Annotated in this window: 21 protein-coding genes; 11 read left to right on the top strand and 10 right to left on the bottom strand. The window is 61.2% G+C overall.

All coding sequences use genetic code 11. The features are described from left to right. Positions 1-22 precede the first annotated feature (22 nt). Positions 23-733, top strand: coding sequence for a histidine phosphatase family protein (locus GIV26_RS02190; protein ID WP_236279406.1), 711 nt, complete (start codon positions 23-25; stop codon positions 731-733). A gap of 56 nt (positions 734-789) precedes the next feature. Then, the gene (locus tag GIV26_RS02195) at positions 790-1,104 is read left to right on the top strand and encodes an SCP2 sterol-binding domain-containing protein (RefSeq protein WP_034125754.1); all 315 of its coding nucleotides are present in this window, start codon (positions 790-792) and stop codon (positions 1,102-1,104) included. A 191-nt stretch (positions 1,105-1,295) separates the two neighbouring features. Here GIV26_RS02195 and GIV26_RS02200 read toward each other — a convergent pair whose 3' ends face one another. After that, a complete protein-coding gene (locus GIV26_RS02200; RefSeq protein WP_236279407.1) occupies positions 1,296-3,932 on the bottom strand; it encodes an MGH1-like glycoside hydrolase domain-containing protein in 2,637 nt (878 codons plus the stop codon). 198 nt (positions 3,933-4,130) lie between these two features. Here GIV26_RS02200 and hglS point away from each other — a divergent pair, with 198 nt between their 5' ends. Beyond that, positions 4,131-5,507 (top strand): 2-oxoadipate dioxygenase/decarboxylase HglS, encoded by a 1,377-nt coding sequence (gene hglS / locus GIV26_RS02205; protein WP_127881291.1) that lies wholly within the window; start codon positions 4,131-4,133, stop codon positions 5,505-5,507. 773 nt (positions 5,508-6,280) lie between these two features. Here hglS and GIV26_RS02210 read toward each other — a convergent pair. Then, positions 6,281-6,505 (bottom strand): YdcH family protein, encoded by a 225-nt coding sequence (locus tag GIV26_RS02210; protein WP_054896555.1) that lies wholly within the window; start codon positions 6,503-6,505, stop codon positions 6,281-6,283. A 175-nt stretch (positions 6,506-6,680) separates the two neighbouring features. Between GIV26_RS02210 and tkt the strand changes: the two genes are divergently transcribed. Continuing rightward, positions 6,681-8,735, top strand: a complete 2,055-nt coding sequence (gene tkt, locus GIV26_RS02215; RefSeq protein ID WP_236279408.1) for a transketolase — start codon at positions 6,681-6,683, stop codon at positions 8,733-8,735. A gap of 30 nt (positions 8,736-8,765) precedes the next feature. Here tkt and GIV26_RS02220 read toward each other — a convergent pair whose 3' ends face one another. Beyond that, positions 8,766-9,677, bottom strand: coding sequence for a LysR family transcriptional regulator (locus GIV26_RS02220; protein ID WP_072447726.1), 912 nt, complete (start codon positions 9,675-9,677; stop codon positions 8,766-8,768). A gap of 250 nt (positions 9,678-9,927) precedes the next feature. On the opposite strand from GIV26_RS02220, the gene GIV26_RS02225 reads away from it, so the two are divergent. The 3 genes from GIV26_RS02225 (at position 9,928) to GIV26_RS02235 (ending at position 12,950) form a co-directional block, all read left to right on the top strand. Then, positions 9,928-11,343: a purine-cytosine permease family protein gene (locus GIV26_RS02225; RefSeq protein WP_072447724.1), complete on the top strand. Its 1,416-nt coding sequence runs from the start codon at positions 9,928-9,930 to the stop codon at positions 11,341-11,343. 222 nt (positions 11,344-11,565) lie between these two features. Then, positions 11,566-12,075, top strand: coding sequence for a GNAT family N-acetyltransferase (locus GIV26_RS02230; RefSeq protein ID WP_060765081.1), 510 nt, complete (start codon positions 11,566-11,568; stop codon positions 12,073-12,075). A gap of 308 nt (positions 12,076-12,383) precedes the next feature. Beyond that, positions 12,384-12,950 carry a hypothetical protein gene (locus GIV26_RS02235; RefSeq protein WP_236279409.1) on the top strand — a complete coding sequence of 189 codons (567 nt, stop codon included), beginning with the start codon at positions 12,384-12,386 and terminating at the stop codon, positions 12,948-12,950. Positions 12,951-13,096: 146 nt separating this feature from the next. Here GIV26_RS02235 and GIV26_RS02240 read toward each other — a convergent pair whose 3' ends face one another. Beyond that, a complete protein-coding gene (locus tag GIV26_RS02240; RefSeq protein WP_236279410.1) occupies positions 13,097-14,290 on the bottom strand; it encodes a TPM domain-containing protein in 1,194 nt (397 codons plus the stop codon). A 131-nt stretch (positions 14,291-14,421) separates the two neighbouring features. Here GIV26_RS02240 and GIV26_RS02245 point away from each other — a divergent pair, with 131 nt between their 5' ends. After that, positions 14,422-15,237 carry an alpha/beta fold hydrolase gene (locus tag GIV26_RS02245; protein WP_072447717.1) on the top strand — a complete coding sequence of 272 codons (816 nt, stop codon included), beginning with the start codon at positions 14,422-14,424 and terminating at the stop codon, positions 15,235-15,237. Beyond that, positions 15,227-16,363 (top strand): PAS domain-containing sensor histidine kinase, encoded by a 1,137-nt coding sequence (locus GIV26_RS02250; protein ID WP_096143381.1) that lies wholly within the window; start codon positions 15,227-15,229, stop codon positions 16,361-16,363. The genes GIV26_RS02245 and GIV26_RS02250 overlap by 11 nt, the downstream gene beginning before the upstream one ends. Here the strand turns inward: GIV26_RS02250 and dapF are convergent. Further along, on the bottom strand, positions 16,360-17,163 hold the full coding sequence (gene dapF / locus GIV26_RS02255; protein WP_198862798.1) for a diaminopimelate epimerase: 804 nt from the start codon (positions 17,161-17,163) through the stop codon (positions 16,360-16,362). The two genes, GIV26_RS02250 and dapF, sit on opposite strands and share 4 nt — an antisense overlap. Positions 17,164-17,323: 160 nt before the next feature. On the opposite strand from dapF, the gene GIV26_RS02260 reads away from it, so the two are divergent. Further along, on the top strand, positions 17,324-17,821 hold the full coding sequence (locus GIV26_RS02260; RefSeq protein WP_236279411.1) for an AAA family ATPase: 498 nt from the start codon (positions 17,324-17,326) through the stop codon (positions 17,819-17,821). A gap of 107 nt (positions 17,822-17,928) precedes the next feature. Here the strand turns inward: GIV26_RS02260 and GIV26_RS02265 are convergent, their stop codons facing one another. Genes GIV26_RS02265 through GIV26_RS02275 form a run of 3 tightly spaced genes read right to left on the bottom strand, consistent with a single transcriptional unit; the run spans position 17,929 to position 20,184 of the window. After that, positions 17,929-18,339: an SRPBCC family protein gene (locus GIV26_RS02265; protein ID WP_054918606.1), complete on the bottom strand. Its 411-nt coding sequence runs from the start codon at positions 18,337-18,339 to the stop codon at positions 17,929-17,931. A gap of 25 nt (positions 18,340-18,364) precedes the next feature. Beyond that, positions 18,365-19,162: an SDR family NAD(P)-dependent oxidoreductase gene (locus tag GIV26_RS02270; protein WP_096143378.1), complete on the bottom strand. Its 798-nt coding sequence runs from the start codon at positions 19,160-19,162 to the stop codon at positions 18,365-18,367. 11 nt (positions 19,163-19,173) lie between these two features. After that, a complete protein-coding gene (locus GIV26_RS02275) occupies positions 19,174-20,184 on the bottom strand; it encodes an aldo/keto reductase (RefSeq protein ID WP_060763739.1) in 1,011 nt (336 codons plus the stop codon). Between the two features lie 112 nt (positions 20,185-20,296). Here GIV26_RS02275 and GIV26_RS02280 point away from each other — a divergent pair, with 112 nt between their 5' ends. Next, complete coding sequence (locus GIV26_RS02280) at positions 20,297-21,181, top strand: LysR substrate-binding domain-containing protein (protein ID WP_236279412.1); 885 nt, start codon at positions 20,297-20,299, stop codon at positions 21,179-21,181. Positions 21,182-21,311: 130 nt separating this feature from the next. Here GIV26_RS02280 and GIV26_RS02285 read toward each other — a convergent pair whose 3' ends face one another. Both GIV26_RS02285 and GIV26_RS02290 read right to left on the bottom strand, forming a co-directional pair. Continuing rightward, positions 21,312-22,604, bottom strand: a complete 1,293-nt coding sequence (locus GIV26_RS02285; protein WP_181125011.1) for an NAD(P)/FAD-dependent oxidoreductase — start codon at positions 22,602-22,604, stop codon at positions 21,312-21,314. Further along, on the bottom strand, positions 22,601-23,689 hold the full coding sequence (locus tag GIV26_RS02290; protein WP_236279413.1) for a polyamine ABC transporter substrate-binding protein: 1,089 nt from the start codon (positions 23,687-23,689) through the stop codon (positions 22,601-22,603). The genes GIV26_RS02285 and GIV26_RS02290 overlap by 4 nt, the downstream gene beginning before the upstream one ends. Positions 23,690-23,710 lie beyond the last annotated feature (21 nt).

Raw genomic sequence — 23,710 nt, forward strand, 5'->3', positions numbered from 1 at the left:
TCAACGTACCGGGAAAACGGACGTGGGCAGCATTTATCTGATTCGACATGGCCAGGCTTCCTTCGGTGCAGACGACTATGACGTCCTCTCGCCCATTGGCGTGGAACAAGCGCAAGTGCTCGGTCGCCACCTGGCAGACCTGGGCATTGCGTTTGACCGCTGCATCGCCGGCGACCTGCGTCGCCAGCAGCACACTGCCAGCGCCACGTTCGACCAGTACAGCGCCCTGGGCTTGCCGGTTCCGGCATTGGAAACAGACAGCGCGTTCAACGAGTTCGACGGCGAGGCAATCATTCGCGGCCTGTTACCCGACCTGCTCAGCAGTGAACCGGATGCCGTGCACGTCCTGCGCAATGGCCCGCAGAACCGCAGCGAGTTCCAACGCATTTTCGCCCTGATCATCGAACGCTGGCTGGCCGGCACCTATGATCCGCCCGGGCTGGAAAGCTGGCTGGGGTTTGTCGAGCGGGTCCAGGGTGGTTTGCAGCGGATCCTTGAAGCCGCCAACCACACCGACAAAATCGCCGTATTCACCTCCGGCGGCACCATCACCGCCCTGCTCCACCTGATTACCCGAATGCCTGCCGCCCAGGCCTTCGAAATGAACTGGCAAATTGTTAACACCTCGCTCAACCAACTGAAGTTCCGTGGTCGCGAGGTGGCACTGGCTTCCTTCAACAGTCACGCCCACTTGCAACTGTTGAAGGCGCCGCAGCTCATCACTTTCCGATGAACTGCGGCCAACCGTGACCCCAAGGTCACTGGACTCTACCCTTAAGGATCGAAACCATGACTGACGTAGCTAAAGCAGTAGAAGCAATGAAAGCCAAATTCAACCCAAGCGCTGCCGAAGGCTTGGACCTGGTGTTCGGTTTCCGTATCGACGACAGCAAGAATTTCTCGCTGGTGGTCAAGGACAAGACCTGCGAGCTCAAAGAAGGCGAAAACCCTGACGCGCAGGTCACCCTGGTGATGGACAGCGAGACCCTGGAAGGCATCGTCGACGGCTCCACCGACGGCATGCAAGCGTTCATGGGCGGCAAGCTGCGCACCGAAGGCGACATGATGCTGGCGATGAAGCTGAGCGAGCTGTTCCCTTCCTGATTCACGGGTAACCCTGAATCCTGATCCCGCCTCCCCAGGCGGGATTTTTTTGCCGGCATTCTCGCGGTGAATGAAGATCCCCTGTGGGAGCTGGCTTGCCTGCGATGGCATCTACTCCATTTGCCGGACGCACCGCGGTGCCTGTATCGCAGGCAAGCAGCTCCCACAGAAAAGCAAATCCGTAGGACTGCTCAGGTTTTTGGCTGTAGCAACAACGCCACCAACGCGCTCCACCCGGTCTGGTGTGAAGCCCCCAACCCTCGCCCTGTCTCACCATGAAAATACTCATGGAACAACACCAGGTCACGACTGGCCGGGTCTTCCTGCAACTGCGCATACCCCGCCATCGACGGCCGCACACCGTTTTCATCTTTGAGAAACAGCCGCGTCAGCCGCTCGCTGAGGCTGTCAGCCACTTCCTCGAGTGACGCCAGATACCCACTGCCCGTCGGGTACTCCACGGAAAAATGCTCCGCGTAATAGCGATGAAATTCGCGCAACGATTCAATCAGCATGTAATTGACCGGCATCCACAGCGGCCCGCGCCAATTGGAGTTGCCGCCGTACAAGCGTGAGTCGGATTCACCGGGTTGGTAACTGGCGCACAAGGTGTCGCCATTCATCTTCAACGCCAGGGGCTGCTCGGCGAACGCCTTGGACAGGGCGCGCACGCCAAAGGCCGACAAGAACTCCTGGTCATCCAGCATGCGTCGCAGCAAATCCTTGGTGCGTTCACCGCGCAGCAGCGCCAGCAACAGGCGGTTGCCCTGCCCCGGTTCGGTCCAGCGCGAAACCAACCTGGCCAGGTCCGGCCGATGATGCATAAAGCCCAGCAGGCGCTCGCGCAAGCCTCCCAGGCCCTCGTGCTCGCGCTGTTCCAGCACAAGCACCGCGAACAGCGGCATTAACCCGACGATGGAGCGCAGGCGCACCGGTTCGCTCTGGCCATCAGGACGGTGCAGTACGTCGTAGAAAAACTGGTCCTGCTCATCCCACAAGCCTTCGGCGCTGTCATCGACGCGGTTGATAGCGCCGGCGATGTAGAGGAAATGCTCGAAAAACTTCACGGCAATGTCCACGTACACCACATTGCGCTTGGCCAACTCCAGGCCGATGCGCATCAGGTCCAGGGCATAGGCCGCCACCCAGGCGGTGCCATCGGCCTGGTCCAACTGGTAACCCGGCGGCAACGGGGCCGAGCGGTCGAACAAGGCGATATTGTCCAGGCCCAGAAAACCGCCCTGGAACAGGTTGCGGCCCTCGGCGTCCTTGCGGTTGACCCACCAGGAGAAATTCAGCAGCAGTTTGTGAAAGATCCGCTCCAGGAAATCCATGTCGCCCACGCCGGTCAACGCCTTGTCCTGCTGATATACGCGCCAGCTGGCCCAGGCGTGCACGGGCGGGTTGGCGTCGTCAAAGCGCCATTCGTAGGCCGGCAATTGGCCGTTGGGGTGCATGAAGCGGTCCTTTACCAACAGCAACAGCTGTTGCTTGGCGTAACCGGGGTCGATCAGCGCGATGGCCACTGCCTGGAAGCCTTGATCCCAGGAGGCGTACCACGGATATTCCCAAGTGTCGGGCATGGACAAGATGTCGAAGTTGCTCAGGTGCCGCCAATGGGTATTGCGGATATGCAGACGCTCGGGCGGTGGCGCGGGCTGAGCCGGGTCGCCGTCAAGCCACTGGTTCACGTCGAAATAGTACAGCTGCTTGGACCACAGCAGGCCGGCCAGGGCCTGGCGTTGCACATTGCGCGCATCGTCATCGGCAAGGCCCTGTTGCAAGACCGCGTAGAAGTCATCGGCCTCCTGGCGGCGCTGTTCGAATAGCTTGCGCGCATTGACATCGGGCGCGTCCAAAGGCGCAAAACGCAGGTAAAGGGTTTTGCTTTCCTGGCCCGCCAGTTCAAGGGTGAAATGCGCGGCCACCTTGGTGCCGGCGTCCCGGCGAACGGCCGACCCAACCCCGCCCACCACGTAATCATTAATGCCATCCTTGAATGGCCCCGGCGCCGGTTGCCCGTCCAGTTTGGGCCGATTGGTTTGGTTTTCGCAGAACAGCCACTGCAACCCGTCCTGGCCCCAGGCACTGAGGTGGCGATCATCGAGTTCATGATGACGCGCCAGAACCCGCTCGCCGTCCAACCTCAAGCTGGGCTTGGGTGCATCGAAGGTCCAGCTCCAGTCATTGCGCGCCCAGAGCTGGGGCAGCACCTGCAGGCGTGTGGGTTGGTCCGAACGGTTATGCACGGTGACGCGCATGAAAATATCGTCGGGCTGATGCTTGGCGTATTCGACACTGACGTCGCAGTAGTGGTTGTCTGCGAACACACCGGTATCAAGGATTTCATACTCGGCATCCGCCAGCCCACGACGGGCGTTTTCGGCGATCAGGTCAGCGTAGGGAAAGGCCGCATGGGGATATTTGTAGAGCATGCGCATGTAGGCATGGCTCGGCACGCCATCGACGAAAAAGTACAGTTCCTTGACATCTTCACCGTGGTTGCCTTCGGCGTTGTCGAGGCCGAACAGACGTTCCTTGAGGATTGCGTCACGCTCGTTCCACAGCGCCAGGCCCAGGCACCAGCGTTGAGCCTTGTCACTGAAACCGGCCAATCCATCCTCGCCCCATCGATAGGCGCGGCTGCGTGCATGCTCATGAGGGAAGTAGGCCCAGGCGTCACCGTCGGCGCTGTAGTCTTCGCGCACCGTGCCCCATTGGCGTTCACTCAGGTACGGGCCCCAGTCGCGCCACTGCTCGGCGCCTGGCGTTGCCAGGCGCTGGCCTTCGAGGGTGTCCAGCAGGTTGGTTGCGGGTTTGGCCGTCATTGGGTCCTCCTTCACCTACACAGTGGAGCGCAGTGTAGAGCCCAATGACGCCCGCTTGCACATGAAGACTTGGACGCAGGGTCAACTCATTCATTTGCAGAATGAAGTCCAGAAGAATCTTCGTTTGCAAGGCGGCAGGCTGCTCAACAAAATCAGGCAAAGGCCACTTTCATCGCTCCAGTCATCAGGAATTTTTCTATGCACGCCACTGCACATGTCAGCCCTGACGAGATCCGCAAGGGCTTTTCCAAGGCCATGTCCGACATGTATCGAGATGAAGTTCCTTTATATGGGGCGTTGCTGGAATTGGTGGCCGAGACCAACGCACATGTGCTCGACAGCGAACCGGGCCTGGCGCACCAGCTGCAGCGTACCGGCGAAATCCAGCGCCTGGGCATGGAACGCCACGGCGCCATCCGCTTGGGCACCGCTGCGGAACTGGCGACTATCAGCCGTTTGTTCGCGGTGATGGGCATGCAACCGGTGGGGTACTACGACCTCACCCCCGCTGGCGTACCTGTTCACTCCACCGCCTTTCGCGCCGTGCATGAACACGCGCTGCAAACCAGCCCGTTTCGCGTGTTCACTTCATTGCTGCGCCTGGAACTGATCGAAAACCCCGACCTGCGCGCCTTCGCCGAAAGCGCCCTGGCCAAGCGCTCGATCTTCACCGGCGAGGCCTTGGCATTGATCGACCAGGCAGAGACCCAAGGCGGCTTGAATGCCAGCGATGCCGAGGCCTTTATCCGCCAGGCCCTGGAGACGTTCCGCTGGCACCACACTGCCACGGTCACCGGCGCCCAATATCAGCAACTGAGCGACCAGCACCGCCTGATCGCCGACGTCGTCGCGTTCAAAGGCCCGCACATCAACCACCTGACCCCACGCACCCTGGACATCGACCAGGTGCAGGCGGCGATGCCCGGCAAAGGCATCACTCCCAAAGCCGTGATCGAAGGCCCACCTCGGCGCCAATGTCCGATCCTGCTGCGCCAGACCAGCTTCAAGGCCCTGGACGAACCCATCGCCTTCACCGATGCCCACGGCAGCCACAGCGCACGCTTCGGCGAAATCGAACAGCGCGGCGTCGCACTTACCCCTAAAGGCCGCGCCCTGTACGACCAACTGCTGAACGCCGCCCGCGACGAACTCGGCACATTCCCCAATGAAGCCAACGCCGAGCGCTATGTGCAACTGATGGAACAGCACTTCCACGCCTTCCCCGATAACTACCCGCAGATGCGCGAGCAGGGCTTGGCGTATTTTCGCTACTTCGTCACCGATAAAGGCCTGACGGCACGCGCCCAGGCCGATCAGCCGCGCACATTGGAGGCGCTGGTCGGTGCCGGTCATGTGGCGGTGGAGCCGTTGGTGTATGAGGACTTTTTACCGGTCAGTGCGGCGGGGATCTTCCAGTCAAACCTGGGGGATGGGGCGCAGAGTCACTACGCGGGCAACTCCAACCGAGATGCCTTCGAACAGGCGCTGGGGCGCAGGACGATTGATGAGTTGCAGTTGTATGAGCAGACGCAGCAGCGTTCCATGGATATATGCGTTGAAACGCTGTTGAAATGACTGGATGCAAGACCGAACGCCAAGCGTCACCGCCTTAATGGTAACCACGATGCGAAGCGAGCCGCTCTTGATCTTGATCTGCTTTTGATCTTGATCTTAAGCGCCCCGTCAAACCACGCTGGCCGGAATTCGACAGGGATTTGGGGGGTAAACCGGCAGGGATGCCGGTTTAGCCGCCCCGCGCCATGGATGGCGCGTGGCGGCGGCCCCCCAAATCACTGGCGGATTACGGGCACATCGAGCCTAAGCGAGGTTCCGAGTGGTGGGGCAAGAGCCTTTTGCTTACTTTTGGGCTTTTCAAAAGTGAGCCGCTGTAAAAGCGGAACCCTAAGTGGCCGTTACCGCAGGAATGGATATACACCCGGTATACCTGCGTCGCCTGTCAGGCCGCCTTCGCGAGCAAGCCCGCACAGTTGGATCGCGGTGTGTCAGGTAGATAGGCGTCGGCTGGGAGGCCGCCATCGCAGGCAAGCCAGCTCCCACAGACGGCATTTGCAGCCGACCGATTCGGCCCTGTGTTGCATGAATTCTGAGGATGCCCACCCGGCTCAAACAACGCAATCCTTGCGCCGCAACAAGCCCCAGAGCCGAGTGGACGGGGCGCATCATAAGGAGAGAAGCGGCACTTGTCCTCCAGACAATTCTGAACAAATGTGCACATTCCGTGTGTGTGGCGAGGGAGCTTGCTCCCGCTGGGGTGCGAAGCGCCCCCATCGGCGGCGGCTGCGCAGCCGAACGGGAGCAAGCTCCCTCGCCACAGGTTACGGGTTTGCTTAACCCAGCCGCTGCGCAATTTCGTCTTTGATCAACAGCCGCTTCTTCTTCAGGTTCTCCACCTCTTCGTCGCTGGCACTGGCTTTTTCCGCTTTTAGCACCTTGGCGTCGGCGTCGTCGTATTGAGTGAGCAGTGAGTCCAACCGGTTGTCTTGCGCCCTGCGCTTGTGAACGTCTTCCTTGCTCAATCCCAAGTCCTGATACAGGTCGTGTTTCACTGGCATGGCGTACCTCCACAGATTGATCGATGGTCTACGCCCTTGAAGCTAGCCCATTCCAACAAGCCTTGTCATGTTTGAAGTCAAGAACGACCCGTTCGTCGCGGCGCACGCGATGGGATCAAACCTTTGCCCCGCCCTGCCCTCCACTGTAGATCGCCACCCCAGGGAGAACGGTTATATGAATCACGTTGCCACTGCTGCCGACACCCAATGCATCAACACCCTACGCACCCTGGCCATGGATGCCGTGCAGAAGGCCAATTCGGGTCACCCTGGCACGCCCATGGGCCTGGCGCCCGTGGGGTACACGCTGTGGAGTCGCTTCCTGCGTTATCACCCCGAACATCCCGACTGGCCCAACCGTGACCGTTTTGTGTTGTCGGTGGGGCATGCCTCGATGTTGCTGTATTCGCTATTGCACCTGGCCGGGGTGGTAGAGATCGACGCCCACGGCAAGCGCTCCGGCCAACCGGCCGTCAGCCTCGAGGATATCAAGCAGTTCCGGCAGATGGGCTCCAAGACCCCTGGCCACCCTGAGTACCGGATGACCACAGGCGTAGAAACCACCACCGGCCCGTTGGGCCAGGGCTGCGCCAACAGCGTGGGCATGGCCATGGCCGAGCGTTGGCTGGCTCAGCGCTTCAACCGCGACGGCCAGGTGCTGTTTGACTACGACGTCTACACCCTGTGCGGTGACGGCGACATGATGGAAGGCATCAGCAGCGAAGCCGCGTCCCTGGCCGGGCACTTGAAGCTCGATAACCTGTGCTGGATCTATGACAACAACACCATCAGCATCGAGGGCCACACTGAGCTGGCGTTCAGTGAAGACGTGATCCAACGCTTCCAGGCGTATGGCTGGCACACCGTGCATGTCACCGACGCCAATGACTTGCAGGCCTTGAGCGTGGCGCTGGAAACCTTCAAGGCCAACACCGGCGCGCCCACCTTGATCGTCGTGGACAGCGTGATCGGCTACGGCTCACCGCACAAACACAATACCGCTGCTGCCCATGGGGAGCCGTTGGGGGACGATGAAATTCGCCTGACCAAGGCCGCCTATGGCTGGCCGCAGGATTCGAGCTTCCTGGTGCCGCAAGAGGCTCGCACAGTGTTGCGCGATGCCCTTTACGAACGTGCCGAGCCGTTGTACGCCGAATGGAACCAGACCCTGGCCTCCCTCGAGCCGCAACGGGCCGATGAACTGCAACGCATGCGCGCCGGGGAAATGCCCGAACAATGGCAAGCGCACCTGCCAGACTTTGCCACCGATGCCAAAGGCGTCGCCAGCCGTGCCTCAGGCGGCGAAGTGTTGAATGCCTTCGCCCAACAGATCCCCTGGCTGCTGGGCGGCTCGGCGGATTTGTCGCCTTCGACCAAGACCAACCTCACCTTCGACGACGCCGGGCGTTTCAGCGCGGATGATTACAGCGGGCGCAACCTGCACTTCGGTATCCGCGAACACGCCATGGGCGCAATCGCCAACGGCATGGCGCTGTCCTACCTGCGCCCGTATACCTCGACCTTCCTGGTATTCAGCGATTACATGAAACCGCCGATCCGCCTGGCGGCGATCATGGAATTACCCGTGATCTTCGTGTTTACCCATGACTCCATCGGCGTCGGCGAGGATGGACCGACACATCAGCCTATCGAACACCTCACCCAACTGCGGGCCACGCCGGGGCTGTTGACCTTGCGCCCGGGCGATGCCAATGAAACGCTGGAATTGTGGAAAGTCGCCTTGGCCCAGACTCATCGGCCCAGCTGTGTCGTGCTGTCACGCCAGCCGCTGCCCACTCTGGATCGCACCCAGTACGCGGCGGCCTGCGGCGCGGCCAAAGGTGCCTACGTGCTGGCCAGTGCGCAAGAGCCTGAGGTCATCCTGATAGGAACAGGCAGCGAAGTCAGCCTGGCGGTCGCCGCGTATGAGCAGCTCAAAGGTGAAGGCATTGCCGCCAGCGTGGTATCGATGCCCAGTTGGGAGCTGTTTGAAGAGCAGGATCAAGCCTATCGCGACAGTGTGCTGCCGCCCGCGGTGAAAGCCCGCGTAGTGGTGGAACAGGCCGGCCCCTTGGGCTGGGACCGCTATGTCGGGCAGACCGGCGCCAAGGTGGTGATGAACAGCTTTGGCGCCTCGGCACCGCTGGCAAAGTTGCAGGAGAAATTCGGGTTTACCCTGGACAATGTGGTGAAGCTGGCCAAGCAACAGGTCCAGTTGGCCGAGCACTGACCCGCATAAGCGCGCGGGGCTGGTTCGCAGTCACGCCAGTAACCGCGCAAGTTCTTCACGGCAGTAGTCGACAAACAACTGCACCGGCTTGGTCAGCGGTGCACGGCGCAACCACACCGCCGACAACCCGGACCCCGTGACCGTTTCCGCCAAGGGAATGCACACCACCTTCTGCCCATCATAGGTGTACTCGCTGAAGGGTTTGGTCACCAGGATCGAGAACCCGAACCGGCGCCCCACCATGCCCCGCACCATTTCGATGGAGGGCGAGCTGAATACGATATTCGGGGTCAGCCCGCGCTCTTCGAAGATGCTCACGAAGTAGGTACGGCTGGGCAACACGTCCAGCAAAATCATTGGCTCCAGCACCAGGTCGGCCAAGGACACCCTGGCCTGCTGGGCGAAGCGGTGATCGGCCGGCAGCAACGCATAGGGCTGTTGGGGCGGCATCAGTGGCGTGGTCTCGATAGTGCCGCCCAGGTCGTGCTCAAACAACATCGCCACGTCGATACTGCCTGCGGTCAGCGCCTGCACCAATTCCTGCTGCTCGCCATCGCGGATGCGGATCTCCACCCCTGGCCAGCGTGCCTTGAAGCCGGCGATCAAGCGTGGCAGGTACAACGGCGCCACGGTTTCAAAGCAGCCGATGTCGATCTGCCCGGCCACCACGTCATTATCCGCCAGGGCGTTCTGCTCGAACTCATGGGCCACCCGCAACAGCTCCAACGCCTTGCGATAAAAGCGCGCGCCACTGGGCGTAAGGGAAACGCCCTGGGCGTGGTGGCGGATAAACAGCTGCACGCCAAAGCTGTCTTCCAGCTGTTTGATCGCCGTGGACACCGACGGCTGGGCGATATACAGCTTGCGCGACGCCTCGGCGACGCTGCCGCATTCGGCCGTGGTCACAAAATATCTGAGCTGGCGCAGGTTGTAGGCAGCCATCGGCACCTCCATAAACGTGGGTTTTCGCCCCAAACAGGTGCGCAGATACACCGGTTTTTCAAGCCATTGAAGCCCATGCAACATACCGGAGCATAAAACCACGTGAGATATTTTTTTTAAGGTCTATAGCAACAAACTTACTAATTTACCTGCCTGCGCCCATTACAGATGATCACTCCAACAACAAAGCGCCGCCCGTGCAGCGCATAGCGAAGTACGTCCACGTACTCACCTTGCCTTGGAGCTCGTCATGGTTACCACTGCAACATCCTCCGCCCCGCTCATCGAAAAACACACGATTGGATACGTGCCTCCGGAAGATCGCCATGGAAAGGTAAGAGACCTGTTCACCCTGTGGTTCGGCGGCAACATCGCGCCGTTGCCTATCGTCACTGGCGCACTGGGTGTGCAACTGTTCCACCTCAACCTGGTGTGGGGCATTGTCGCCATTCTTGTCGGCCATTTGGTCGGCGGTGTGCTGATGGCATTGCACTCAGCCCAGGGCCCGCAGATGGGCATCCCGCAGATGATCCAGAGCCGTGCTCAGTTCGGCTCCCTCGGCGCGTTGCTGGTGGTGGTGATTGCCGGGGTGATGTACATCGGCTTCTTCGCCTCCAACATTGTGCTGGCCGGTAAATCCCTGCACGGCGTGGTGGACGTCGTGCCTGTACCGGTGGGCATCGTTATCGGCGCCATTGGTTCCGGGATCATCGGCATCATCGGCTATCGCTTCATCCACGTACTCAATCGAATCGGCACCTGGGTACTGGGCGCCGGCATCGTGCTGGGCTTTGCCTACATCTTCACCCATGTACAGACCACGGATTTCCTCACCCGTGGCAGCTTCAACATCTCGGGTTGGCTGGCCACCGTTTCCCTGGCCGCGCTGTGGCAGATCGCCTTTGCGCCCTACGTGTCGGACTATTCCCGCTACCTGCCAGCCGACGTGCCGGTAGCCGCCACCTTCTGGACCACCTACCTGGGCTCGGCCCTGGGGTCGAGCCTGGCGTTCATCTTCGGCGCCGTGGCAGTGCTCGCCACGCCGGTAGGCATGGACACCATGGACGCCGTCAAACTCGCCACCGGCGCCATCGGCCCGCTGATGCTGGTGCTGTTCCTGCTCAGCGTGATCAGCCACAACGCCCTCAACCTGTACGGCGCGGTGCTGTCGATCATCACCTTGGTACAGACCTTCGCCTACCGCTGGATCCCGACCGCGAAAAGCCGTGCGGTGATCTCCATCATCGTGCTGGCCGCCTGTTCGATTGCGGCGGTGTTTGCTTCCCAAGACTTCATCGGTCACTTCGTCGACATGGTGCTGGTGCTGCTCGTGGTGCTGGTGCCCTGGACGGCGATCAACCTGATCGACTTCTACGCCATTCACAAAGGCCAATACGACATCGCCTCGATCTTCCGTGTGGATGGCGGCATCTACGGCAAGTACAACCCGCAGGCGCTGCTGGCCTATGCGGTGGGGATCGCGGTGCAGATTCCGTTCATGAACACGCCGCTGTACGTCGGGCCGATTTCGCAGCACATCAACGGCGCGGACTTGTCGTGGGTGGTGGGGCTGGCGGTGACCTCGCCGTTGTACTTCTGGTTGGCGAGTCGGGACAGTGCGTATAAGCGCCGGATGGACAGTGGCAAGTTGGTGGGTGGGGTTTGATACAGACTCTCGGTCGCGCCTGCCCTACCCTTACAACGTGTAGGAGCGCGCTTGCTCGCGAAAAACTCGCAGGCGCCGCGTTCATCCAGGAGGCGCGCGTTATCGTTGACGTTTTTCGCGAGCAAGCTCGCTCCTACAAGGGGTGATGAATGGCCGTGCGGTGCCATAGGCCCGATGTTTCTCTATGATGTGGCCTTTCACTGAACATCCCTGGAACCGCCCATGCCCACTCTCACCCTGCGCAACGCCCTGCCCACCGACGCCGCACGCTGCTTTCACATTGAAACCACCGCTTACGAAGGCGACGAAGCCGCAACGCTTGAAAAAATCGCCACGCGCATCGCGCAGTATCCCGAGGGATTTCTGATCCTGGAGGAAGATGGCGCAGTGGTGGGGTTCATCAACTCGGGCTGTGCCCATGAGGTGGTAATGTCGGACGAGGCTTTCAAGGAGTTGGTGGGCCATGACGCCGAGGCGCCGAATGTGGTGATCATGTCGGTGGTGGTCGACCCGGCCCATCAAGGCAAGGGCTATGCGAAAAGACTGATGACCGCGTTCGTGCAGCGCATGGGAACACTGGGCAAGCAGACGATTCATCTAATGTGCAAGCAACAGCATGTGCCGTTGTACACCCGCATGGGCTATACCTACGTGCGCCCTTCGCCGTCGGATCACGGTGGGATGGCGTGGCATGAAATGGTGATGGCGTTGAAAGCCACACCGTCGCAGTAGTGATTGTGTGTTGCAAGGCATGAAACTGCCGAAAAGCCGTGCAGGGAACGAATGCTTTTCAACAGGTAAAAATCCTGGATTTGTCTGTGCTGTCTGACGTCAAGCCTGACGCTGCAAAGCGTTATCTCAGATTGTGCCTACAGCAACTTCTCCCGCTGTATGAGCTAACCACACAGGGGTTTCACACGCTTACATTCACGCGAAACAGGCCACATTGAGTGAAGGTTCCGGGCGCTGTAGCCTGCGAAACACCCCGCCAGGACCCTGCCCCGGCGGGGCATCTTCCTGGCTATCACAGAGGTGTAATCGTGTCTTCAATCAGTGGCTTCACCCCATCCATCCCGACCCATCAACCTGTTGACGCAAACAAGATCGATAACGATAAACCCAGGTACAACCCCTTGGAAGAAAACAGGGTTGGCGATGATGCAGAAGTGTCCGATGGCAAGTGCGGCTGGAAGAGCGTCGGCGACGAATATCGGGCCTACGCCAATCGCAATCGGTTTGATCGCCTCTTCCTGCCTTCGGACAAAAAAGCCATCCACGTCGCTCAGGTCCATCCTCTTCCCCATCGGTTTGATCACCACTTCGTGCCTTCGGACAAAAAGGTCATCGACGACGCGCAGATCCACCCTCTTCCCCATCGGTTTGATCAGATCTTCCTGCCTTCGGACAAAAAGGTCATCGACGACGCGCAGATCCACCCTCTTCCCCGTCGGTTTGATCACCTCTGCCTGCCTTCGGACAAAAAGGTCATCGACGACGCGCAGATCCCCCCTCTTCCCCATCGGTTTGATAACGGTTACCTGCCTGCGGACCAAAAGGTCATCGACGACGCTCCGAGCGTCGCCAATCGCGCCCCCATAGATTCCTAAATCAAATCCGACGGCAAGGGCGGTTGGGTCAAGGCGTAACAGTGCAAACGACTGTTTGCTATCCAAGCCGTTGCGCCTCCCCATGGTATTGCCAAACACGCGCTTGCCATGGGTGGGGTGCGAAAGCGTGGGCATCCGCCAGCGAGTCACCAACTGCCGGAAGCCCCACCACCGCCACTGGAACCACCACCACCGGACGAGCTGCTGCTAGAACTGCTGGAACTTGAACCGGAGCCACCGCCCGAGCCAGATCCAGCCCCCTCGCCAACCTTGCCAAAGATAATCAGCGCGACAAACGATGCGATAGGAAACGCCAGCAGCCAGCCGTCGCGGCCGTCGTCAATCACCCATCCTGCCACCACGTACACCACTACCGCCGCCAGCAACCGCACAATAAAACCGGCGCGGCTGGTGCGCCATGTCTCTCTCATGATCAGCAGCAGTACCAGGTACAACCCCAGCACCACCAAGACGCCCAATGGCCACAGCAGCCAATGGATGAAACTGACATCCACGTACTGGTTTGCCATCACCAACCCGAGGCTGTAAGCCAGCAGCCCGATCACACAGTAAAACAGCGTACGCACCTGCCACAGCGCGCCGAATATCGCGCCGCCTATCAACAGCGTCAGCGGCATGACAAACAGGAACATCGGCCACTCCCAACCACCCGCCAGCAGCGTCAACAACAGCGTGGCCGCCACGGCGGCGATCAACGCCTTGCGCCAATGCAGCTTGCCGGCTGCAATCGCCACGCCGCCCAAGCCGCCCAGGATAAGCGCCGCCAGCAATGCCATGAATTGGGGGTTGATCCCGGCTCCCGCCAGTTGCGGCAGGTCACCGCCGTCCACCAGCACGGTCAGGGCGTCCACCCCCTGTTGCACACCGCCGGCAAAATCGCCCTGGCGAAACGCCGGGGTGATCTGTTCTTCAATAATACGATGGGCCAGCAGGTCGGTGACGATGCCTTCCAGGCCGTAGCCCACCTCGATACGTACCTTGCGGTCGTCCTTGGCCACCACCAGCAGGATGCCGTCGTTGACGTCCTTGCGTCCCAGTTTCCAGGCACGAAACAGCTGGTTGGCGTAGCCTTCGATATCGGCGCTGCCGGTGGTTGGCACCAGCAATACCGCCACTTGCGCGCCTTTGCGTTGTTCAAGGTCAGCCAGTTGTTGCTTGAGGCGCTGGGCGGTGCCCGAGTCGAGGGTGTTTGTCAGGTCAATGACCCGCTGATCAAGGGCTACCCCAATCGGCGAGGTGTCCGCATGAGCGGTGATCAACAGGCTGGAAAATACCAGGGCCAGTAGGCTGAACACCGATTGCCGCACAAGCACGATCATGTATGGTTACCTGAAGTCTCTCCCTGAAGGCGCCGACTTTACCTTATCTGCGTGCAAACGCGTGACCCAGGGCCTGCGACTATCTAAACTGCCGATCAGCTGCATAGCAATAAGCCATCTACGGGACGCCCATGGACCTAAGTCACCGCAACAATGTACATGTGATGGGCAACGGTCCCTCGACCCTGGTGTTTTCCCACGGTTTCGGTTGCAACCAGGCCATGTGGGATGCCCTGGCGCCGCACTTTCTCGACCGCTTTCGCGTGGTGCTGTATGACCTGGTTGGCGCCGGCCTGTCGGACCTGAGCGCGTTCGACAAAGCCAAATACAGCCGCCTGGATGGCTATGCCCATGACTTGAACGAGATTATCGACGCCTACGCCCAAGGCCCGGTGATTCTAGTGGGCCACTCGGTGAGCTCGATGATCGGCACTCTCGCTGATCGTTTCATCCCGGAACGCATTGCCGCGCATGTGATGATTGGCCCATCGCCGCGCTATATCGACACTGAGGAGTATGTCGGCGGTTTCAAGCACGATGACATCGACGACCTGCTCGACACCCTCGACAGCAACTACCTGGGCTGGTCCAGCGCCATGGCCCCGGTGATCATGGGCGCCCCGACGCAACCGCACCTGAGCGAGGCGCTCACCGACAGCTTCTGTCGCACCGAGCCGGACATCGCCAAGCAGTTCGCCCGCGTGACCTTCCTGTCGGATAACCGCCAGGATGTGTTCGGCCTGACCACCCCGGTGCTGATCCTGCAATCGACCGACGACCTGATCGCCCCCGTGGCCGTGGGTGAATACCTGCACACCGTATTACCTAACAGCACTTATTGCCTGGTCGAGAATGTCGGCCATTGCCCGCATATGAGCGCCCCCCAGGCGTGTGCCGCGGCGATGGACCGGTTCCTGGCCCCTTGGGCGGCTGCCGATGCCCGTTGACCCGCTGTTTGACAGCGCGGCCTGTGCCCTGGCGGTGACCCAGGAAGATGGCACGATCCTGCACGTCAACCCACGCTTGTGCGATTGGCTGGGCTTCACGGCGGCCCAACTGCTGGGCCGGCGTTTCCAGGACCTGCTGGCCATGGGCGGGCGGATTTTCTACCAGACGCACCTGGCGCCAATGCTGCGCATGCACGGCAGCGTCACCGAGGTGAAGCTCGACATCCGCCATTGCAACGGGCACAAAGTCACGGTCTTGCTCAATGCCAACCAGCGCCAGCAGCCGGCCGGCGTGGTGTATGACCTGGCGCTGTTCGGCACCACCGACCGTGACAAGTACGAGCGCGAACTGCTCAATGCGCGCAAGCAGGCCGAAGCCCTGCTGCAGGAAAAAACCGCCACGGAACTGGCCCTGCACCAGGCCCAGGCCGAGCTGAGCGAGGCCTACGCCATTGCCCAGCGCCGGGCGTTGTTTGCCGAACAGATGGTGGCGATTGTCAGCCACGACCTGAAAAACCCTCTGACGGCGATCCGCATGGCCGCCGACTTTCTCCAGCGCGGCGAGCGCACGGCCAAGGAGCGCCAGCTACTGGGGCACATCGGCCAGTCTTCCGAACGCGCCCATCGCATGATCGCCGACCTGCTGGACTTCACCCAGGCCCGGGTCGGCCAGGGCATTACCATCAAGCCGCAACCGCTGGACCTGCATAGCGTTATTCATCGCAGCGTCGACGAACTGCGGGTGGCCTTCCCCAAGGCCACGCTGGTGCATCACGCCGAGGGCCAGGGCGACGCCTGCCTGGACGCCGACCGTGTGCAACAGATGATCGGTAACCTGGTGGCCAACAGCGTGGCCTATGGCGACTTGCTGCAGCCGATTACCATCACCTCACGCCTGGGCGACAACACCTGCGCGGTTGCGGTGCACAACCACGGCCCGGCGATTCCGCAAACCCTGCTGGCCGGGTTGTTCGAACCCATGACCCGCGGCACCGACCAAGGCAGCGACGTGCGTAGCGTAGGCCTGGGCCTGTATATCGTGCGCGAACTGGCCAAAGTACATGGCGGCGACGTGGCGGTGAGTTCCTGTGCGAGTGCCGGCACCACGTTTACCGTGAAGTTCTAGTCCAGGTACGCGGTGCCCTGCATGATCGGCTCGACACGGCCGGTCAATATCACGCCGCCCTGCCCGTCCCATTGCACCGTGACCGCGCCACCGTCGCACTGGACTTCCACACGCTCATCGAGCAGCCCTCGCCGGATGCCGTTGACGACCGCCCCGCAACAGCATGAACCGGACCCCAGCGGCACACCGCCGCCACGCTCCCAGATGCGCAGGCGGATATGGCCGCGGTCCAGCACTTGCACGAAATGCACATTGGTCCTGGCCGGAAACAGCGGGTGAACTTCCAGGGTCGAGCCTATGGCCTCAATATCGAGCGCAGTCACATCCTCTACAAAAAACGTGCAATGCGGGTTGCCCATGCTGCACGCTGCCGGCTGGCCGTCGATAGGCAACACGCAGGTGTCCATCGCCTTGGCCAAGGGTACCGACGCCCAGCCCAGCGAGGGTGCGCCCATGTCCACCGACACCCGCTGCCCATCAGCACGTGTGCATGTCAGCAAACCGCGGTCGCTAAGCAGCACGATGGTCTCGGCGCCTGCCTCATGCATCAGGCGATCGGCCACGCCACGAGTCGCGCTGCCGCAGGTTTGCAGGCGTGTTCCGTCGGGGTTCCAGAACTGAACGCGCGCGGCGGCCTGCTCACAGTCGAGCACCACCGCCAGTTGATTGAAACCGATGCCGGTGCGGCGGTTACCCAGGTGGCGGGCAATCTGCGCATTAATGGGGTTATCCTCGCCACGGCGGTCGATGATAATGAAGTCATCGCCGTGGGCGTGCATCTTCACGAACGGCAGGGTCATGGGCGCTCCTGTGGGTGAAATGAATCACGCGGTTCTAATACCACTGTAGGAGCGAGCTTGCTCGCGAAAAACTCACAGGCACCGCGTTTATTCAGGCAGTACGCGTTTTGTTGGCGTTTTTCGCGAGCAAGCTCGCTCCTACATATGGGGTTGATGGGTCATGCTTATTGTATTCAGCGGCTTGCCTGGCAGTGGCAAGACCACGATTGCCAGGGAGCTGGCGCGACAGTTGGGCGCGGTTTACCTGCGTATTGATGTGATTGAGCAGGCGCTGCGGGAGGCTGCGGTGTTGGCGGGCGATGTGGGGGCCAGTGGCTACGGTGTGGCGAATGCGCTGGCGCTGAGTAACCTGCGCCTGGGACAGCGGGTAATCGCCGATTGTGTGAACCCGGTGAAGGAAAGCCGCGATGCCTGGCAAGCGGTGGCGACAGCGGCCCGCGTGGCATTGATCAATATCGAGGTAGTGTGTACCGATCAGCAGGCGCATCGGCGCCGAGTCGAAGGGCGTGTGGGCGATATTCCGGGGCTGGTGCCACCGACCTGGGAATCGGTACAGGTGCATGAGTATGAACGCTGGGAGGTACCACCGTTCAGGCTGGATACGGCGCAGATGACGCCGGCAGAGGCTGTCGCGGCAGCCTTGCTCCATATAGGCTAAACCCCACCTGTGGCGAGGGAGCTTGCTCCCGCTGGGGCGCGAAGCGGCCCCGCTCTTTGTGGGACTGCTACGCAGTCCAGCGGGAGCAAGCTCCCTCGCCACAATCTTTAGAAGTTACCGCGCAGCGCCTCAAGCCCGCCTTCGTAAATACCGGCAAACAATTCCTCGACTTGCGCATCGGTGGTGCCCGCTGCCGGCGTGAACACGCCGGACCAGGTCACTTTCGCCGAGGTGTCCGTCAACGCTTCCACCTGCAAGGTCGACAGGTAAGCACTCACCGGAAACGGCGACGCTTCAATGGTGTAGCTGTAGGTGCGCGCCACGTTGTCGAAAGTCTGCAAGCGCTCGACAATCGTGCCGCCGTCAGCGGCGGTCAGGTGACGCACACGGCCACCCTCGCTCGGCTCGCTCTTGGCAATCAAAGGCAGCCAGTCGGGCAGGCTGTTGAAGCCGCCAATCAGTTGCCAGACTTGGTCGGCCGACACCGCAATTTCAATCACAGAAGAAGCTGTTGCCACAATCAATACTCCAGTCAGGAAAAAATCAGATTGCCATGCTGTCGACAACGCCACCGTCGACCCGCAGCGCGGCACCGGTCGTCGCCGAAGACAGCGGTGAAGCAATGTACGCCACCAGGTTCGCCACTTCATCCACATTGGCCGCACGCTGGATGATCGAGGTGGGCCGCGCATGGCGCACAAACACATCTGCTTCGTCTCGGGCACTGCGCCCGGATTCGGCCGTGGCGTCCTTGAGCATGTGTTCCAGGCCATCGGTAAAGGTCGGCCCCGGCAAGATAGCATTCACCGTCACCCCAGTACCCGCCAGGCGCTTGGCCAGTCCGTGGGACACCGCCAGGTTGGCGCTTTTGGTCACTCCGTAGTTGATCATGTCAGCCGGCGTCGCCACGCCAGATTCCGACGACACGAAGATCACCCGACCCCAGCCCTGCTCGACCATACCCGGCACATAATGCCGCGCCAGGCGCACGCCGGAGATCACATTGACCTCATAGAAGCGCGCCCACTCACTGTCCGGCGCGTCGAAGAAATCCACCGCGTCGAAGATGCCCAGGTTGTTGACCAGAATGTCGGCGCGGGGTTCGGCGGCGAAGAGTTTCTGTGCGCCTTCAACGGTCCCGAGGTCGGCCACTAAACCACGCAGTTGAGCAGCGGGAATCGCCTGGCGAATGCTCGCCAAGGCGTCGTCCACCTTGCCTGCATCACGCCCGATCACCACCACCGTGGCGCCGGATTGCGCCAGGGCCTGGCTGATGCCCAGGCCGATACCGGCGGTGCTGCCGCTGACAATAGCCACTTTGCCGCTTACATCAATCTTCATGCTCAAGCTCCTTAACGTGAGAGAGGCAAAGGTGCACGGTCCGAGATCAAGCGGGCCTCGCGCAACGCTTGCCAGAAGGCTGCTGGAATCTGCTCAGACAACGCCGCGACGTCTTCGGCAATCCGCCCCGGACGACTGGCACCGGGAATCACCGCCGCCACCGCCGGATGCGCCAGTGAGAACTGTAGCGCAGCGGCCTTGATACTGACGCCAAACGTCTGGGCAATTGCCTTGATCTGCTCGACCTTGGCAATGATCGCCGGGCTGGCTTGCTGGTATTCAAAATGCGCACCGCCAGCGAGGATGCCGGAGCTGTACGGGCCACCGACGACGATCTCCACCTGCTGGGCGTGGGCCGCGTCCATCAGGCGCTGCAAGGCGCGGTCGTGGTCCAGCAGCGTATAGCGCCCCGCCAGCAGAAAACCATCAGGCTGGGCCTCGGTCAGGTCCAGGGTCAATTCGCAGGGCTCGACACGATTGACGCCCAGCCCCCACGCCTTGATCACACCTTGCTCGCGCAAACGGGTGAGTACTTTGAAGGCACCAGTGCGGGCCTGGTTGAAGTATTCCAGCCATTGGTCGCCGTAAAAATCCTGGGCGATGTCGTGAACCCACACGATGTCCAGGCGATCGGTTTGCAGGCGTGTCAGGCTGTCTTCAATGGAGCGCAGCGTGGCGTCGGCACTGTAGTCATTGAGTATTTTATTCGGGCGGCCGTGTTCGAATACGCCGCTTTTTTCCCCAAGGTCACGGGCGGTTTCTTCGACTTCATCCAGAATCACCCGGCCGACCTTGGTGCTGAGCACGTAGTCATCGCGGTGATAGTTGGACAGGGCCTGGCCCAAGCGGATTTCCGACAGGCCCGAGCCGTAGAACGGCGCGGTATCGAAGTAACGCACGCCCTGGCTCCAGGCGGCCTCGACGGTGGCCTGGGCTTCTTCTTCGGGGATAGCGCGAAACATATTGCCCAAGGGGGCGGTGCCAAAGCCCAGTACGCCGGGCAGTGTGTCTTTCAAGCTCATGGTGGTTCCTCAATCGGTGCGAGGTCGCTGTGACCGTTGAGCAGATGCTAGATTGCACTGATCAGACCGTCCAAGACATACTGCGACCAACTTGAGTCCTTGAAGGTCTTACATGATTGATCTACGCCAGTTGCGCTACTTCGAAGTGGTAGCCGAAGAAGAACACGTCGGCCGCGCCGCCGAGCGCTTGCACATTTCCCAATCGCCCCTGAGCCGGCAGATCGCCCAGCTCGAGGAACGCCTGGGCCTTACCCTGTTCGAACGCAGCCAGCAGCGTATCCGCTTGACCCGCGACGGCCAGACTTTCCTGGCCGAAACCAAGGCACTGCTGACCCACGCCAACCGCCTGGAGTCTCTGGGCAAGCGCCTGGGCCGCGGCGAAGAAGGCGGTTTGTGCATCGGTTATATCGAAAACGCCATGCACGCCGGTGTCTTGCCCAATGCCTTGCGCATACTGCGCGACGACCGGCCCGCCGTGCATATCAAGCTGTACAACCTGCCCTCCCTGGAACAACTGGAAGGTTTGCGCCAACGCAGCCTGGACATCGCCCTGGTGAGCGAACCACCTGCCGCCGACGACCCGGACCTGACCGCCTGGCAAGTCCTCGATGACCCGATGCTGCTGGCCCTGCCTGAACAGCATCCGCTGGTTCAACACCCTGAACTGTTGCCCGAACACCTGGCCGACCAACAATGGATCGGCGTGCAGCGCAAACCTGGCGCCAACCCGGCCGATGATTTCGTCGCCGCCTGCATCCGCGCCGGTTTCACCCCGCAGATCCCCATGGAGGCCAGCGAGCCCTTTACTGCATTGGGCCTGGTCGCGTCGGGGCTAGGGGTGGCGATGGTGCAAAAGGGCCTGAGCCGCAACGCTCCACCGGGCGTGGTATTGCGCGAACTGCCGTGGCTGGCCTACACCACACCGCTGTGGGCGGCCTGGCACCGCGTCAACTTGAGGCCGTTGGTGGAAACCTTTCGCAAAGTGCTGACCGACTGATCGTTCCCACGCTCCGGTGATCGTTCCCACGCTCCGCGTGGGAATGCATCCCATGACGCTCCGCGTCACTAAACGGCGGGACGCGGAGCGTCCGCGGCGGCGTTCCCACGCAGAGCGTGGGAACGATCAATCAGAGTGCTTCGCGCAACCGATACCACAACATCCCCAACGCCAGCAGCGGCGAGCGCAGCGCCTTGCCACCGGGAAAGGTCATGTGCGGCACCTGGCTGAAAATATCCAGGCCCTGGCTTGCACCCGCGTGTATCCCTTCGGCCAGCAACCGTGCGCACCAGTGCGTCACGTTCAAGCCGTGGCCGGAATAGCCTTGGGCATAGAACACGTTGGGGTACTGCTTGAGGCGCCCGACCTGGGGAAAACGGTTGGCGGTGATGCCAATCTTGCCGCCCCACTGGAATTCGATAGCCGTGTTGGCCAACTGCGGGAACACCTTGAGCATTTTCGGGCGCATGTACGCGGCGATGTCCTGGGGATCGCGCCCCGAGTAGTGGCAGGCGCCACCGAACAACAGACGCCGGTCGGCGGTCAGCCGGTAGTAATCCAGGCCGACTTTCTGGTCGCACAGCGCCAGGTTCTGTGGGATCAACTGCTGGGCCACGGGCTCAGGCAGAGGCTCGGTGGCGATGATGTAGCTGCCCGCCGGCAGTACCTTGCCGCTCAAGCGCGGCTCCAGCTCTTCAAGATGGGCATTGCATGCCAGCACCAGGTTGGCTGCGCGCACGCTTCCGCCTGTGCAGCGCACCCGCACCGTTTCGCCATGGATCAGTTCCAGCGCCGGGCTGTGCTCAAAGATGCGCACCCCGAGGGCCTCGGCCGCCTGCGCTTCACCCAATATCAGGTTGAGCGGGTGCAGATGCCCGGAACCCATGTCGACCAGGCCGCCGGCATACATAGCAGAGCCCACCACCTGTGCCATGTCTTGTGGGCCGACCAGCCGCGTTTCATGGGCATACCCCACGGCCGCCAGGTGCGCCTGTTCGCCGTTGAACGCCGCGAACTGCGCCGGAGTATTGGCGAGTTCGCAAAAGCCCCAGCGCAGGTCACAGTCGATGCCGTGCTCGGCAATGCGCTGGCCCACCAGGGCGACCGAGTCGATACCGGCCCGCTCCATATAGCGCACGCCCTCCTCGCCCACGTATTTGGCAAACCCGGAGACATCATGGCCAATGCCACGGATCAATTGCCCACCGTTGCGCCCGCTGGCGCCCCAACCGATGCAGCGCGCTTCCAGCAGCACCACCGAGAGCCCGCGCTGGGCCAGTTCGATGGCGGTGTTGACCCCGGTAAAGCCGCCGCCGATCACACACACGTCGGCGCTCAGGTCTGCCTCAAGTGCGGGCCGCTGCGCCATGGCATTCGCCGAAGCGCGGTAATAGGACGGGGCGTGTTCATTGGGCTGCATCATCGGTTGGACTTCACTTTGCTCCAGGCGCGGGTCATCACGCGCATGGTCGCCGGCGTAGGCGTGGTGGAGATATAGAGTTTGTCGAGTACGTCCTGGGGCGGGTACACCTCAGGATTGTTCACCAGCTCCGCAGGCATGAACGGCTTGGCGGCCGGGTTGGCGTTGGCATAGCCCACCGAGGCGCTGACCTTGGCAATCACCTCAGGCTCAAGCAGGTCGTTGATGAACGCATGGGCTTCTTTAGGGTTGCTCGCATCGGCCGGAATCGCCAACAGGTCGAACCACAGGTTGGAACCTTCCTTGGGGATCGAGTACGCAATGTTCACCCCGTTCTTGGCTTCCTTGGCGCGGTTGGCGGCCTGGAACACGTCGCCGGAATAACCGAAGGCCACGCAGATATTGCCGTTGGCCAGGTCCGAGATGTACTTGGAAGAGTGGAAATAGGTGATGTACGGCCGCAGCGTCAGCAGCTTGGCTTCGGCCTCCTTGTAGTCCTCGGCATTCTCGCTGCGTGGGTCCTTGCCCATGTAGTTGAGGATCGCCGGGAACAGCTCATCCGCTGAATCGAGGAAGGCCACGCCGCACTCGTGCAACTTCTTGATATTTTCCGGTTCAAACAGCACCGCCCACGAATCGATGCGGTCGATACCCAGCACTTGTTTGACCTTGTCGACGTTGTAGCCAATGCCATTGGTGCCCCACAGGTATGGCACCGAGTGCGCATTACCGGGGTCGTTCTGTTCCAGTAACTTGAGCAGCTTGGGGTCCAGGTTCTTGAAGTTGGGCAACTGCGCACGGTCAAGCTTGAGGAACGCACCGGCCTTCACCTGGCGTGCCAGGAAATGGTTGGACGGCACCACCACGTCATACCCTGTGCGCCCGGCCAGCAACTTGCCCTCCAGGGTTTCGTTGGAGTCGAACACATCGTAGATCACCTTGATGCCGGTCTTGGCCTGGAAGTCCGCCAAGGTGGTCTCGCCAATGTAATCGGTCCAGTTGTAGACACTTACCGTCGGCGCCGCCTGGCCGGCACTGCTGAACGCCGCGACCAGGGCCAGTGGAAGAAGCTTGTTCACAAGACGCATATCGTCACCCCTCTTATGCTT

Origin of the sequence: Pseudomonas sp. PA-1-3F (assembly GCF_021609665.1) — a bacterium.
Lineage (GTDB): Bacteria > Pseudomonadota > Gammaproteobacteria > Pseudomonadales > Pseudomonadaceae > Aquipseudomonas > Aquipseudomonas paracarnis.

Excerpts from the sequence above, each read along its gene's own strand:
- GIV26_RS02195 (WP_034125754.1), top strand. The coding sequence starts at position 790 with ATGACTGACGTAGCTAAAGCAGTAGAAGCAATGAAAGCCAAATTCAAC.
- GIV26_RS02200 (WP_236279407.1), bottom strand. The coding sequence starts at position 3,932 with ATGACGGCCAAACCCGCAACCAACCTGCTGGACACCCTCGAAGGCCAG.
- hglS (WP_127881291.1), top strand. The coding sequence starts at position 4,131 with ATGCACGCCACTGCACATGTCAGCCCTGACGAGATCCGCAAGGGCTTT.
- GIV26_RS02210 (WP_054896555.1), bottom strand. The coding sequence starts at position 6,505 with ATGCCAGTGAAACACGACCTGTATCAGGACTTGGGATTGAGCAAGGAA.
- tkt (WP_236279408.1), top strand. The coding sequence starts at position 6,681 with ATGAATCACGTTGCCACTGCTGCCGACACCCAATGCATCAACACCCTA.
- GIV26_RS02220 (WP_072447726.1), bottom strand. The coding sequence starts at position 9,677 with ATGGCTGCCTACAACCTGCGCCAGCTCAGATATTTTGTGACCACGGCC.
- GIV26_RS02225 (WP_072447724.1), top strand. The coding sequence starts at position 9,928 with ATGGTTACCACTGCAACATCCTCCGCCCCGCTCATCGAAAAACACACG.
- GIV26_RS02230 (WP_060765081.1), top strand. The coding sequence starts at position 11,566 with ATGCCCACTCTCACCCTGCGCAACGCCCTGCCCACCGACGCCGCACGC.
- GIV26_RS02240 (WP_236279410.1), bottom strand. The coding sequence starts at position 14,290 with ATGATCGTGCTTGTGCGGCAATCGGTGTTCAGCCTACTGGCCCTGGTA.
- GIV26_RS02245 (WP_072447717.1), top strand. The coding sequence starts at position 14,422 with ATGGACCTAAGTCACCGCAACAATGTACATGTGATGGGCAACGGTCCC.
- GIV26_RS02250 (WP_096143381.1), top strand. The coding sequence starts at position 15,227 with ATGCCCGTTGACCCGCTGTTTGACAGCGCGGCCTGTGCCCTGGCGGTG.
- dapF (WP_198862798.1), bottom strand. The coding sequence starts at position 17,163 with ATGACCCTGCCGTTCGTGAAGATGCACGCCCACGGCGATGACTTCATT.
- GIV26_RS02260 (WP_236279411.1), top strand. The coding sequence starts at position 17,324 with ATGCTTATTGTATTCAGCGGCTTGCCTGGCAGTGGCAAGACCACGATT.
- GIV26_RS02270 (WP_096143378.1), bottom strand. The coding sequence starts at position 19,162 with ATGAAGATTGATGTAAGCGGCAAAGTGGCTATTGTCAGCGGCAGCACC.
- GIV26_RS02275 (WP_060763739.1), bottom strand. The coding sequence starts at position 20,184 with ATGAGCTTGAAAGACACACTGCCCGGCGTACTGGGCTTTGGCACCGCC.
- GIV26_RS02280 (WP_236279412.1), top strand. The coding sequence starts at position 20,297 with ATGATTGATCTACGCCAGTTGCGCTACTTCGAAGTGGTAGCCGAAGAA.
- GIV26_RS02285 (WP_181125011.1), bottom strand. The coding sequence starts at position 22,604 with ATGATGCAGCCCAATGAACACGCCCCGTCCTATTACCGCGCTTCGGCG.
- GIV26_RS02290 (WP_236279413.1), bottom strand. The coding sequence starts at position 23,689 with ATGCGTCTTGTGAACAAGCTTCTTCCACTGGCCCTGGTCGCGGCGTTC.